This window comes from Nonomuraea sp. NPDC049421 (genome assembly GCF_040677005.1).
Classification (GTDB): Bacteria; Actinomycetota; Actinomycetes; order Streptosporangiales; family Streptosporangiaceae; genus Nonomuraea; species Nonomuraea salmonea.
The window spans coordinates 129,200-141,531 of the sequence record NZ_JBFAQA010000003.1 but is presented as its reverse complement, the minus strand read 5'-3'; the positions used below and the strand labels follow the sequence as shown (position 1 = coordinate 141,531).

12 protein-coding genes and 1 pseudogene are annotated in these 12,332 nt (G+C 72.4%); 9 read left to right on the top strand and 4 right to left on the bottom strand.

What is annotated here, in order from left to right:
* Window positions 1-8: 8 nt before the first annotated feature.
* A complete protein-coding gene (locus tag AB0K18_RS06725) occupies window positions 9-269 on the top strand; it encodes a hypothetical protein (RefSeq protein WP_364910852.1) in 261 nt (86 codons plus the stop codon).
* 148 nt (window positions 270-417) lie between these two features.
* Window positions 418-486: pseudogene (locus AB0K18_RS06720) on the top strand (helix-turn-helix domain-containing protein); the annotation flags it as partial.
* Here the strand turns inward: AB0K18_RS06720 and AB0K18_RS06715 are convergent.
* Window positions 459-707: a hypothetical protein gene (locus AB0K18_RS06715; protein WP_364911582.1), complete on the bottom strand. Its 249-nt coding sequence runs from the start codon at window positions 705-707 to the stop codon at window positions 459-461. The pseudogene AB0K18_RS06720 and the gene AB0K18_RS06715 overlap by 28 nt on opposite strands.
* A 181-nt stretch (window positions 708-888) precedes the next feature.
* On the opposite strand from AB0K18_RS06715, the gene AB0K18_RS06710 reads away from it, so the two are divergent.
* The 3 genes from AB0K18_RS06710 to AB0K18_RS06700 are packed head-to-tail and all read left to right on the top strand — an operon-like array spanning window position 889 to window position 5,062.
* Window positions 889-1,275: a fumarylacetoacetate hydrolase family protein gene (locus AB0K18_RS06710; RefSeq protein WP_364911558.1), complete on the top strand. Its 387-nt coding sequence runs from the start codon at window positions 889-891 to the stop codon at window positions 1,273-1,275.
* On the top strand, window positions 1,276-2,280 hold the full coding sequence (locus AB0K18_RS06705) for an alcohol dehydrogenase catalytic domain-containing protein (protein ID WP_364910849.1): 1,005 nt from the start codon (window positions 1,276-1,278) through the stop codon (window positions 2,278-2,280).
* A gap of 13 nt (window positions 2,281-2,293) precedes the next feature.
* Window positions 2,294-5,062 (top strand): FAD-binding and (Fe-S)-binding domain-containing protein, encoded by a 2,769-nt coding sequence (locus tag AB0K18_RS06700; RefSeq protein ID WP_364910846.1) that lies wholly within the window; start codon window positions 2,294-2,296, stop codon window positions 5,060-5,062.
* On the opposite strand, the gene AB0K18_RS06695 is transcribed toward AB0K18_RS06700, so the two are convergent.
* Both AB0K18_RS06695 and ilvA read right to left on the bottom strand, forming a co-directional pair.
* On the bottom strand, window positions 5,059-5,940 hold the full coding sequence (locus tag AB0K18_RS06695; RefSeq protein WP_364910843.1) for an RNA polymerase sigma-70 factor: 882 nt from the start codon (window positions 5,938-5,940) through the stop codon (window positions 5,059-5,061). The two genes, AB0K18_RS06700 and AB0K18_RS06695, sit on opposite strands and share 4 nt — an antisense overlap.
* A 54-nt stretch (window positions 5,941-5,994) precedes the next feature.
* Window positions 5,995-7,329: a threonine ammonia-lyase IlvA gene (ilvA, locus tag AB0K18_RS06690; RefSeq protein WP_364910840.1), complete on the bottom strand. Its 1,335-nt coding sequence runs from the start codon at window positions 7,327-7,329 to the stop codon at window positions 5,995-5,997.
* A gap of 304 nt (window positions 7,330-7,633) precedes the next feature.
* On the opposite strand from ilvA, the gene AB0K18_RS06685 reads away from it, so the two are divergent.
* The 4 genes from AB0K18_RS06685 (at window position 7,634) to AB0K18_RS06670 (ending at window position 11,299) form a co-directional block, all read left to right on the top strand.
* Window positions 7,634-8,134 carry a hypothetical protein gene (locus tag AB0K18_RS06685; RefSeq protein ID WP_364910837.1) on the top strand — a complete coding sequence of 167 codons (501 nt, stop codon included), beginning with the start codon at window positions 7,634-7,636 and terminating at the stop codon, window positions 8,132-8,134.
* Between the two features lie 466 nt (window positions 8,135-8,600).
* Window positions 8,601-9,794, top strand: coding sequence for a hypothetical protein (locus tag AB0K18_RS06680; protein WP_364910835.1), 1,194 nt, complete (start codon window positions 8,601-8,603; stop codon window positions 9,792-9,794).
* Between the two features lie 194 nt (window positions 9,795-9,988).
* A complete protein-coding gene (locus AB0K18_RS06675) occupies window positions 9,989-10,399 on the top strand; it encodes an ATP-binding protein (protein ID WP_364910832.1) in 411 nt (136 codons plus the stop codon).
* A 108-nt stretch (window positions 10,400-10,507) separates the two neighbouring features.
* Window positions 10,508-11,299, top strand: a complete 792-nt coding sequence (locus AB0K18_RS06670; RefSeq protein ID WP_364910830.1) for a class I SAM-dependent methyltransferase — start codon at window positions 10,508-10,510, stop codon at window positions 11,297-11,299.
* Here AB0K18_RS06670 and AB0K18_RS06665 read toward each other — a convergent pair whose 3' ends face one another.
* Window positions 11,300-12,271, bottom strand: a complete 972-nt coding sequence (locus tag AB0K18_RS06665; RefSeq protein WP_364910827.1) for a DUF1838 family protein — start codon at window positions 12,269-12,271, stop codon at window positions 11,300-11,302.
* Window positions 12,272-12,332: the final 61 nt, after the last annotated feature.

The window sequence follows — 12,332 nt, the reverse complement described above, 5'->3', positions numbered from 1 at the left end:
CTCTCATAATGGGAAAGAAGATCGGTGAAACGGAAATCGACCGCATACCGGGCATCGAGCGTGACACGCCGCGCCGGTCGGGGCAGGAACAGCCGATTCGCCGCCAGGCGGACCGGCGTCTGCCCGGTTCAGAGCGGACGGTTCTGCTGCTCGATGTGCTGGCGCACGATCGACAGCGGTGCACCGCTCACGGACCCGGCGAAGGAGGAGCCCGACCACGGTTTGCCGGCCCGGTGGTAGTGGCGCGCCGGCGCGGGGAACCCGCATGATCTCCTCCAACCGCCTCAGGTGCGCATCGGTGAAGATGCGATGCCGGAACTTCGTGGCGAAAACCACATGTGCGTGGAGGGCGAAAAACAGTGCCTGCCCGTTCTGATATCGCTGTGTTCGGCCATGAACCAAAAGTAGGATCGGTGGGTGCGGTTGCGTTACTCCTACCGGTTGGACCCGACGCCCGCTCAGCGGATCGCGCTGGCGAGGGCGTTCGGGTGTGCCCGCGTGGTGTTCAACGACGCGCTCGCGCTGCGCCACCACGCGCACACCCACGCTCTGCCGTTCGTCACCGATGCGGAGCTGTCCCGCTCGGTGATCACCGAGGCCAAGAAGCGCCCTGACCGGGCCTGGCTCGCCGAAGTGTCGGCGGTGGTGCTCCAGCAGGCGCCGGCCGATGCCACCACCGCGTTCGGTAACTTCTTGTCTTCGGTCACCGGCAAACGCCGGGGGCCCAAGCTCGGACCGCCGCGTTTGCGTTCTCGCAAGGAAAACCGCGGTAAGACCACCACTGGTGGTGGCACAGCCCGACGAAGCAGGAAGCCACGGAAGTGCCGCCGCGTGAACAGCGGCACAGGCCAGAATTCTTGGGCTTCAGCCCGAGGAGCGCGTCAATGCGTGGTCAACGACGAGCGCGCCTTCCAGATGGAGCGCGGCGGGCGGTGGAGCAAGGGCAAGTCGGCCGAGACGTTCAACCCGGCCGGGCCGTGGCTGGCGACGCCCGACGAGATCCCCGACGTACGGGACCTCGGCATGTGGCTGAACGTCAACGGCGTGCGCCGTCAGACCGGCAGCACCAAGACCATGATCTTCGACCCGTACGTGATCGTGCACCACCTGAGCCAGTTCATGGTCCTGGAGCCGGGCGACCTCATCGACACCGGCACGCCGCCCGGGGTCGGCATGGGCCACCACCCGCAGATCTGGCTCCAGCCAGGCGACGTCACGGAGCTGGGCATCGACGGCCTCGGCAGCCAGCGGCAGACCGTCGTCGGACCCCGCTAGATGCGCGCCCTGGTGCTCACCGGGCCGGGTGAGGCCGAGGTCCATGAGGTTGAGCCGCCGCGCGCCGCGCCGGGCGAGGTCGTGGTGGACGTCGAGCGGGCCGGCGTGTGCGGCACCGACGTGGAGCTGTTCACCGGCCACATGAGCTACCTGAGCACCGGGCGCTCCTGGTATCCGCTGCGGCCGGGACACGAGTGGTGCGGCCGGGTCAGCGCGGTCGGCGACGGCGTGGACCCCGCCTGGCTCGGCCGGCGCGTCACCGGCGACACGATGCTCGGCTGCGGCCACTGCGCGCGCTGCCGGTCGGGCCGCCACCACGTGTGCGCCGACCTGGCCGAGATCGGCATCAGCAGGGGCCGGCCAGGCGCGCTCGCCGAGCAGCTGCCGGTGCCCGCCGCCGCGCTGCGCGCCCTGCCCGACGGCCTCGACCCCGCCCTGGGCGCGCTGGTGGAGCCGGGCGGCAACGCGCTGCGCGCCGTCCGCGCCGCCGCACTCGGGCCGGGCGATCGGCTGCTCGTTCTCGGCACCGGCACCATCGGCCTGCTCGCCGCGCTGTTCGCGCGCGCCCAGGGCGTCGAGACCCACCTGCTCGGCCGCGACCCCGAGCAGCTCAGCCTGGCTGGACGCCTCGGCTTCGCCGCTTGGACCCGGCCCGAGCTGCCCGATCTGCCGTGGCACGCCGTCATCGACGCCGCCACCGACCCCGGCTTACCCGCGCTCGCCCTCGGCCTCGTCGAACCCGCCGGCCGCCTCGTCTACATCGGCCTCGCGCCGACCCCGTCCACGCTCGACACCCGCGACCTGGTACTAAGGGATGTGACGGCCATCGGTATCCTCGGCGGTTCAGCCGGACTCGACGGGGCAGCCGCGGCCTACGCCGACGGCTCGGTGGACGCACGCCCGCTGGTCACCGCCACGATCGGGCTCGCCGAGACCGCCGAGGCGCTGGCCGGGCACCGTCCCGCCGGCCCAGGACCGAAGATCCACATCGACCCACGACGCTGAAGGAAGCACGACCGTGATCGACCAGCCGGACCCCGCACTCCTGGCCGCGGTGGAGACCGCCGTGCCGGGGATCGCCCGGACGAGGGCGAGCGACCGGCTCGGCCTGGCCCACGACGCCTCCCACTACCTGCTCACCCCGCAGGCCGTCCTGGTGCCGCAGGACGCCGCGCAGGTCGCCGCGCTGCTGCGGGCCGGGCTGCCGCTCACCTTCCGCTCCGGCGGCACCAGCCTCAGCGGGCAGGCCGTCAGCGGCCAGCTGCTCGCCGACACCCGGCGCCACTTCCGCGGCATCGAGGTGCTCGACGACGGCGCCCGCGTACGCGTCCAGCCCGGCGCCGTGCTCCGGCAGGTCAACGCCCGCCTCGCCCCCTACGGCCGCAAGCTCGGCCCCGACCCGGCCAGCGAGTCGGCGTGCACGATCGGCGGCGTCGTCGCCAACAACTCCAGCGGCATGACCTGCGGCACCCACGCCAACACGTACCGGACGCTGGAGTCGATGACGCTCGTGCTGCCCAGCGGCACCGTCATCGACACCGGCGCGCCCGACGCCGACGACCGGCTGCGCGCCCTCGAACCCGCGCTCGCCGAGGGCCTCGACCGGCTGCGCGAGCGCGTGCGCGGCAACCCCGAGTCGGTCCGCCGCATCCAGGCCCAGTTCGCGCTGAAGAACACCATGGGCTACGGGCTCAACAGTTTCCTCGACCACGACTCGCCCGCCCAGATCCTCGCCCACCTGGTCATCGGCAGCGAGGGCACGCTCGGGTTCGTCGCCGAGGCGGTCTTCCGTACCGTGCCCGCGCACCGGCTGGCCGCGACCGGCCTGCTCGTCTTCCCCACCCTGCACGCGGCCATGGCCGCCATGCCCGCGCTGGTCGAAGCCGGACCCGCCGCCGTCGAGCTGCTCGACGCCGAGTCGCTGCGCGTCGCCCAGACCGACCCCAAGGCCGACGACGTGCTGCGCACGCTCGACGTCCAGGCGCACGCCGCGCTGCTCGTCGAGTGGCAGGAGTCCGACGCGGACCTGCTCGCCGGGCGCGAGCGGGCCGCCGAGCGCGCGTTCGCCGATCTCGACCTCGCCGCGCCCGCCAGGCTCAGCCGCGAGGCGGGCGGCCGCGCCGGGCTCTGGCACATCCGCAAAGGCCTGTACGCCGCCGTCGCCGGCGCCCGCCCCAGCGGCACCACCGCGCTGCTCGAAGACGTCGCCGTGCCCGTGCCCGCCCTGGCCGACCTGTGCGACGACCTCACCGGCCTGTTCACCGCCCACCGCTACGAGCGCAGCGTCATCTTCGGCCACGCCAAGGACGGCAACCTGCACTTCATGATCAACGAGCGGTTCGCCACCGACCTCGACCGCTACGCCGCCTTCACCGAGGACATGGTGGCCGCGGTGCTCGGCCGCGGCGGCACGCTCAAGGCCGAGCACGGCACCGGCCGCGTCATGGCCCCGTTCGTCCGCCGCCAGTACGGCGACGAGCTGTACGAGGTGATGCGCGAGGTCAAGCGCCTGTGCGACCCGGCGGGCACGCTCAACGCCGGCGTCGTCCTCACCGATGACGACGACGCCCACCTGCGCGACCTCAAGCAGGTCGTCACCGTCGAGCCCGAGGTCGACCGCTGCGTCGAGTGCGGCTACTGCGAGCCGGTCTGCCCGAGCCGCGACCTGACGACCACGCCCCGCCAGCGCATCGTGCTGCGCCGCGAGCTGGCCGCCGCCCGCGCCGCCGGCGACCACGCGCTGGTCGCCGAGCTGGAGTCCGACTACGGCTACGACGCCGTCGACACCTGCGCCGTGGACGGCATGTGCGCCACCGCCTGCCCCGTCCTGATCAACACCGGCGACCTCACCAAGCGGCTGCGCGCCGAGCGCCACGGCCGCCTGGCCCGCAAGGGCTGGACGTCGGCCGCCCGCCACTGGGACGGCGTCACCCAGGCCATGAACCTCGCGCTGGACACCGCCGCCACCACTCCGGCCCCGTTGCCCGAGGCGGCCTCCCGCGCCGCCCGCAACGTGGCCGGCGCCGACGCGGTGCCGCAGTGGTCGCGCGACCTGCCCAAGGGCGGCGCCCGCCGCAAGCCGCGCCCCGCGCACCGGCCCGCCGCCGTCTACCTGCCGTCCTGCCTCAACACGATGTTCGCGCCCGCCGCGGGCGGCCCCGGCGTCATGACCGCCTTCCAGCGGCTCGCCGAGCGCGCCGGGGTCGAGCTGCTCGTGCCCGAGGGCATCGCGAGCCTGTGCTGCGGCACGCCGTGGTCGTCCAAGGGGTACGCCGACGGCCACGCCGCGATGGCCGGCCAGGTCCGTACGGTCCTCGACCGCATCGAGAACACCAGCGGCGTCCCGGTGGTCAGCGACGCCGCCTCCTGCACCGAGGGTTTCCGCCACCTGCTGCCCGGCGTCGAGGTGATGGACGCGGTCGCCTACACCGCCGAGCACCTCCTGCCCCGCCTGGCCGTCAAGCGCCGCATGCCGTCGCTGGCCCTGCACCCCACCTGCTCATCCGCCCGCCTCGGCCTCGACCCCGCCATCACGCGGCTGGCCGAGGCGATCGCCGAGAAGGTGGTCGTGCCGGACGACTGGCAGTGCTGCGCCTTCGCCGGCGACCGCGGCCTGCTGCACCCCGAGCTGACCGCCTCGGCCACCCGGGCGGAGGCCGCCGCCGTCATCGCCTCGGGCAGCAGGGCGCACGCCTCCGTCAACAGGACGTGCGAGCTGGGCCTGACCCGCGCCACCGGCAAGACCTACCATCACCTGCTCGAATATCTCGACCGCGCCACCGGCTAGCGGGTGTAGGCGGCGATCTTGGCGGGGTTCATCGTCCAGTAGATCCGGTCGATGCCCGCCTCGGTGGCGTTGATCGTCAGGATGGTGAACACCTCGCCGTCGCGGACCAGCAGCGCGGACGTCTGCCCGTTCGCGCTCGCCCACACCACCTCGGCGCCCGCCCAGAAGCGGCTCGCGAACGCCCGGTGGTATTTGGCCACCCGCAGCGGTCCCACCACGGGGAACTTGGACGCCCGCACCGCGCCGCCGCCGTCGGAGTAGCTGACCACGTCGGCGGCGAACAGCTCCTCCAGCGCGGCCAGGTCGCCGGAGCGGGCCGCGCTGACGAAGGCGGCGAGCAGCTTGCGCTGCGCGTCGCGTGGCACCGGTGTGCGCCGCTCTATGCGTAGCCGCTTGCGCGCCCTGCTGACGAGCTGCCGCACCGCGGGCTCCTTCAGCCGGACGATCTCCGCGATCTGCCGGTAGGGGTAGTCGAACGCCTCGCGCAGCACGTACGCGGCGCGTTCGGTGGGGGAGAGCCGTTCGAGGAGCAGCAGCACCGCGAACTCCAGTGCTTCACCCCGCTCGGCCCCGAGATGCGGGTCGGCGCTGGTGTCCACCGGCTCGGGCAGCCACGGCCCGACGTAGGTCTCGCGGCGAGCACGCGCGGACTGGGCGGCGTTGATCGCCAGGCGGGTGGTGATCGTCGCGAGGAACGCGGGCGGGTTCTCCACCGTCGCCCTGTCGTAGTCCTGCCAGCGCATCCACACCTCCTGCACGAGGTCCTCGGCCTCGGTGACGCTGGCCAGCATCCGGTACGCGATGCCGAACAGACGCGGCCGCACCTCCGCGAACACCGCCGCCGCACGTTCGAGATCGTCCCCCGCGCCGTCTGCCACTGCCTCGCCCCCTGTCACCCACGTGTTCTGCCCCGGAACCGCCCCGATCAGTGGTCAGGTGACGAAGCGGAAGAGCGGGCTCGACGGGTCGATCTGCTCGATGCGGTGCGGGGCGGCCTCCATGCGCTTGAGCAGCGCGGGCAGGTCGTCGGGGCTGGACAGCTCGATGCCGACCAGCGCGGGGCCGGTCTCGCGGTTGTTGCGCTTGACGTACTCGAACAGGGTGATGTCGTCGTTGGGGCCGAGCACCTCGTCGAGGAAGCGGCGCAGCGCGCCGGGCTCCTGCGGGAACTCCACCAGGAAGTAGTGCTTGCGCTCCTCGTGGACCAGGGCGCGCTCGACGACCTCGGCGTAGCGGCTGACGTCGTTGTTGCCGCCGGACAGCACGCACACCACGGTGGCGCCGGCCGGGATGCCGGTCACGGCGGGGGAGCGCAGCACGGCGGTGGCGAGCGCGCCCGCCGGCTCGGCGATGATGCCGTCGATCTGGTAGAGCGCGAGCATCTCGCTGCACACCTGACCCTCGGGGACGGCCACCAGGTCCACGCCGGAGCCCGCGATCAGCGGGTACGTGACGTCGCCCGCCCGGCGCACGGCGGCGCCGTCGACGAACGTGTCGATCGCGTCCAGCGTCACCGGCCCACCTGCGGACACGGCGGCGGCCACGCAGGCGGCCCCGGCCGGCTCGACGCCGATGACGCGGGTGCCGGGATGCCGCTCGCGCAGCCAGGCGAGCGAACCGGCCAGCAGCCCGCCGCCGCCCACCGGCACCACGACCACGTCGGGCGCCCGGCCGAGCTGCTCGACCGCCTCCCGCAGCACCGTGCCCTGCCCGGCGATCGTCCTGACGTCGTCGAACGCCGGCACCAGCGTCGCGGCGGTCGCCTGCGCGTCGGCCTTCGCGGCGGCGGACGCCTCGTCGTACGTCTCGCCGCCCAGCACGATCTCGATCATCTCGCCGCCCAGCGCGGCGATGCGGTCGCGCTTCTGCCTGGGCGTCATGCGCGGCAGGTAGACGCGGCCGCGCACGCCGAGCGCCGAGCACGCGTACGCGACGCCCTGGGCGTGGTTGCCCGCGCTCGCGGCCACCACCCCGGCCGCCCGCGCCGCGTCGCCGAGCTGCGCGATGAGGTTGAACGCGCCCCGCACCTTGTAGGAGCGCACGGTCTGGAGGTCTTCCCGCTTGAGCCAGATCTCGGCTCCGGTCACCTCGGACAGGCGCGGGCTGCGCTCGAGCGGCGTCGTCGCCACGATGCCGGCCAGCCGCGCAGCCGCCGCGTCGACCGCAGCCGCGTCGACCGCAGCCGCGTCGACCGCAGCCGCGTCGGCCCCAGCCGCATCGACGGCGCGTGTTCCTGTCGCCGGCTCGTCCTCGCGTGGACTGCTCACGTCACATTCCCCATCAAAGTCGTCATGTCGGTGCCGGAACCCCCGCCGGCCGGGCAATGCGCGTGATCCCCCGATCAGTCGCGGTGACAGCCCGCTTCCTAGTGTCATAGTGCATCGACCCCGCCGGGCCCAAATCGCCGGGTGCCGCATGACCGGAACCCGCCGCTGCCGGAGCCGTCAAGCGATCTGCAAGAGGCGTCGCAAGCCGCCTGAAATCGGACGACACTTCCGGCAAGCCACTTGAAATCACTCCATCGCACAGTAAGGCCATCCGCCGAACAGCACAGCAAAAAGGACGGCCCCGATGACGCTCCCTCGCACGCTCGCCTTAGCCGCCGCCACCCTCGCCACCGTCGCCACCGCGGCCGCCCTCGCACCCGCCGCCCAGGCCGCCGCCACCCCCGCCGAGACGACCGAGATCGCCGCCCCCGCCAAGTCGTGGGGCACCTACTACGCGCCCAGGCGCGCCGCCAAGGCGTGGGGCACGCTGACCGCCACCGGCGAGGACCACGCCGACCTGCCCACGGCCGACTCCGTCCGCATCACCGGCAAGGTCCACGACAACACCCGCCGCTCCTCGTGCGGCTGGGCCGTCTTCCGCATCACGTACCGCTCGGGCAACCAGCTGCCCTTCCGCGAGCGCTGGGTCCGCGACTGCAGCTACGGCAGCCCGAAGCACTTCTCGCTCCGCTACCGCGACGTCTACCAGGTCGAGCTCAAGGTCTGCTCCGAGCCCAAGGCCAAGAAGCCGTCACTCACCTGCCTGTACGCCGGCACCTGGAAGACCCTCTACCTGTCGAAGTGACCCCCTTGACCGGCCCCCGGCCACGACGCGCGGCGAGCACGGAACCGTCCTCCATGGGAGGGGAGGAGGACGCCGTGCTCGACGACGTCGTGGCCGGGGTGCTGACCGGGCGGTGCGGCCGCCGCGGCGACGACGCCGCGGCGGCCGCCCCCGCCGGTCCTGAAGCCTTTGCTCTAGTACGTGGCGGTGCGCGGGCCCGGTTCACACTCATGCCATATGGCCGTGGACCGGGGGAAACGTCGAAATGTCGCCACACAATGGGGCAATGACGCACCCTTCAGCGCCGGACCCGTTCGGTCCGTACACGCATGGGAAGCCTGAGCAAGGATGGCGGGACTACGGCCGCGCCCCGTACGGGCAGCCCGGCCCCACGCCCCGGAGCCGCCCGGCCCCGGCACCCCAGCCCCCGCCGGACCCTGAGCCGGAGAGCCAGTGGCCCAGTCATGGACCGCTCGCCGGGGAACGCGTGCGGAGCCCGGGGCGCAGGGACGGCGGGCCGCACCCGCGGCAGGGCAGCCCGCCACCCGGCTTCGGCGGCGCACCACCGGGCCGCCACAGCCAGCCCGGCCCCCCGGACGACCACTCCTACCCGCCGGACGCATACGGCCCTCAGGACCCGTACGCCCAGGACCCGTACGGCCCGCAGCACGCGTACGGACAGGACTCGTATGGACAGGACCCGTACGGCCGCCCTGACCCGTATGGCGACCAGGGCTTATACAGCCGCCCCGGCCCCTACGGCGACCAGGACCCGTACGGAGGCTACGGCGACCCCAACGGCCGCCAGGCCCCCTACGGCCCCTATGGTGAGCAGCCGCCCCAGGAGCCCTACGACCTGACCGCCGCCCCCTTCGACCGCCCGCGGAAGCGCGGCAAAACCACGATCATCGCCCTCTCGGCCGCCCTGGGCGTCCTCCTCCTGGGCGGCGGCACGGTCGGCGCCGTCTCCTACCTCAAAGCCTCGGGCAGCACGCCCGCCGCCCTCCCGGACGGCGGCACCGGATCGGCCCCTGCCAAAGCGCCTCCGCCCTCGGACGAACCGGCCGAGGCAGAGGCCGGCGACAACCCCGAGACCAAGGCGACGGACGAGCCGTCGGACCCCGCAGAAGAGCCGCCCCCCAGCACGTCCCCCAGCACGTCCCCCAGCACATCCCCCAGCACGTCATCCAGCTCGGCCGCCCAGCCCGGCTCACCGATCGCCCACACCGATTTCGACGACTGGAAGTTCAACCTCTCAGGCGTGAAGTTCGACGCGAACAAGGTCGGCGGCTGGACCTACCAGACCTGCGAGCCCGTGGACGCCCAGGGCCTCCTGGCCAAGAACGACTGCCGCCGCGCCATCCAGGTCGCCTACTCCGCCTACCGCGGCCACCTCAAAGCGGTGCAGGTCATGCTGGAGTTCCCGTCGGACAAGGCGGCCAGGAACGCGGCCACCCGCATCACCAAGCTCACCACCGACGCCGTCAACATCCGCAGGGACATGGCTCTGCGCACCTTCGAGTACGGCAAGATCAGGACCAGCCCGGCCGAGAACTACGTGGTGGTCACCATCGTGACCGCGGACAGAACGGCCCAGACGAAGGCCGACAAGTTCCACCTCTACTTGCAGGCCGACTCGGTCGGCTATTTCCTGCTGCGCGACGTGACGATCACCAGCTGATGGGGGAAACGGGGGCGCAGGGCCGGCGCGATCGGGGTCGAGGTCCTGCGCCGGAACACGGGGCCGAGCCGCTCTCGCGCGGCGCCCGGAGAAGGCGACACCTCTAATCTCGAAATTTCCCCATTAAAGCGTATGAAACTGTTTGTCAAGGAGTGTGTCGGGCAGGGGATGGTAATCGGTCGGGAGGTGACGGTATGGAACTGGGAATGGCACTGTCGATCCCCCTGGAGAACGCCTCTGTTTCGCTGACGCGCAATGTGGTGGACGTCGCGTTGAAGCGGTGCGGGGTCCCCCGTGACGCCCGCCACGACATAGGGCTGGCACTCACCGAGGCGTGCGCGAACGCCGTGCGCCACTCGAACGCCGAGCGGGACTACCAGGTGGACGCGGCACTGCACCGCGATCGGTGCGTGGTGGAGGTGACCGATCACGGCTCGGGATTCGCCATCGAGGACTACACGGAAGGCGCGCCGCCCGACGCGGAGGGCGGGCGCGGCCTGCACCTGATCCACGCCCTGACCGATCGGGTGGAGATTCACCATCATCGGGGGAGAGGCGTCACCGTGCATTTCGAGAAAATGCTGGACGCCGCGCTCGCCGGATAGCGCCCGGCGGGAAAGGTCGCACGTTTCGGACCCGGCCGTACGTGGCATGACGCTGTGAACCGTACCGGCCGGATCGGCCGAACCCCCTCCACCCGGGAGCGTCACTCCATGAAACAGCACGCCGAACTGAAGGACTTCTGGGAGCAGCGCCTGCACGCCGACTGGACGGAGAGCGGCGTCGGCTACCAGCGGCTCGGGCTGGCGTTCAACACGTGGATGTACCGGGTGCGCGGCGAGGTGTTCCGGCGCGAGGTGGCGGCGCTCGGCCTCGACCTGTCCTCCGCCCGCGTGCTCGACGTGGGCTCGGGCACCGGCTTCTACCTGCGGCAGTGGCGGGCGCTCGGCGCGAAGTCCGTCACCGGCTCCGACCTGACGGAGGCCGCCGCACAACGCCTGCGCGCCCGCTTCCCCGGCACCGGCATCCTCCGGCTCGACATCGCCGACCCGGGTGACACGCTCGAACCCGCCTCCTTCGACGCGGTCTCGGCCATGGACATGCTGTTCCACATCACCGACGACGAGCGCTACCGCTCCGCGCTGCGCTCCGTCGCGCACGCGCTGCGGCCCGGCGGCACGTTCGTGCTGTCGGAGAACTTCCTGCACGGCAAGGAGCAGCGCGGCGACCACCAGGTCAACCACACGCTCCCGTGGATCACCGGCGCGCTCGCCGACGCCGGGTTCGACGTCGTACGCCGCGTGCCCATGCTCGTGCTGATGAACGCGCAGGTCGACGCCAACCCGGTGTGGCGCAAGCTGTGGGGCGGCCTGCTGCGGGCGGTCACTCTCACCGAGACCACCGGCGAGGTCGCGGGCGGGCTGCTCGCGCTGGCGGAGCGGCGGCTGGTCCGCGTCCTGCCGGAGAGCCCCACGACGGAGCTGATGATCTGCCGCCGCCGCTAGCTAGCGGCCGTTGGCCGAGCACCAGGCGGCCCAGGTGGTGGCGCCGCCGCCGAGCTGCTTGGCGTGGAAGGACGACCAGGAGTTCTGGCTCGGGCCCGGCTGCTCGGGCGCGCCGCGGTAGAGCGGGTGGCGTGCCTCGACCTCGGCGCGCAGCCACGGCTCGACCTCGCCGTACGAGTCCAGCGACCAGCTCCGCGCGTGGTAGGTGAGCCCGCCGCGCACCTCGCTCTCGGCCAGGCACATGAACGGCGCCCACGGGCTGGTCCGCGCCCAGCTGATCTTCGTCCGCATCGCCCCCGACGGCACCCGTCCCGGCTTGGTCCGCGCGGCGACCTCCCGCTCGTCCACGTAGAAGTCGAACATCTCCTGCGCCGTGTAGACCCCGCCGGTCAGCCCGAACCGCTCGCCCAGCGTGGCGCCGAAGTCCGTGCGTACGGGGATGTCGCTGGTCCACGTCGTCTCGTCGTGCAGGCGGCGCACCGGCGGGCCCGCGTAGGACGGGGTGACGTCGAAGGGCCCGAAGTTGACGGTGTCGTTGTTGATGGGCACGACGGGGTACGTCTTCCCGTCGACCGGGTTCGTCCACTCGCGCAGGATCCGCGTGGGGTCGGCCGGGTCGGTGTAGAAGACGATCTCGCGGGAGAGCTGGTAGAGCCGGGTGGTGCCGGGCTCCCGGTAGAGGCGGCGGATGTTGTACCCCTCGATGCCGAACAGCTTCTGCCCGTGCCGCAGCGCCGGGTCGAGGGCGTTGCCCGGCACGTCGGCGTACACGCTGCCGGAGATCCTGAAGACCATGTCGGCGCCGTCGGGACGGCCGAACGTCTGCAGCGACAGCCGGGCGTTCCTGTCGGTGACCTGCCTGAAGACGGGGCCAGGGTCGGTGGGGTCGCCGGTACCTGCGCTCGCCGGGACGGCGACGCTCATCAGCAGGGCGGCCAGGGCGAACGACCTGGTCAGCAGGGATCGCTTCATGGGGGGTGCCTCCGCGCACGGGGATGGGGAGGCCATTGTGATCATGCCGCCGCCGTCGCGT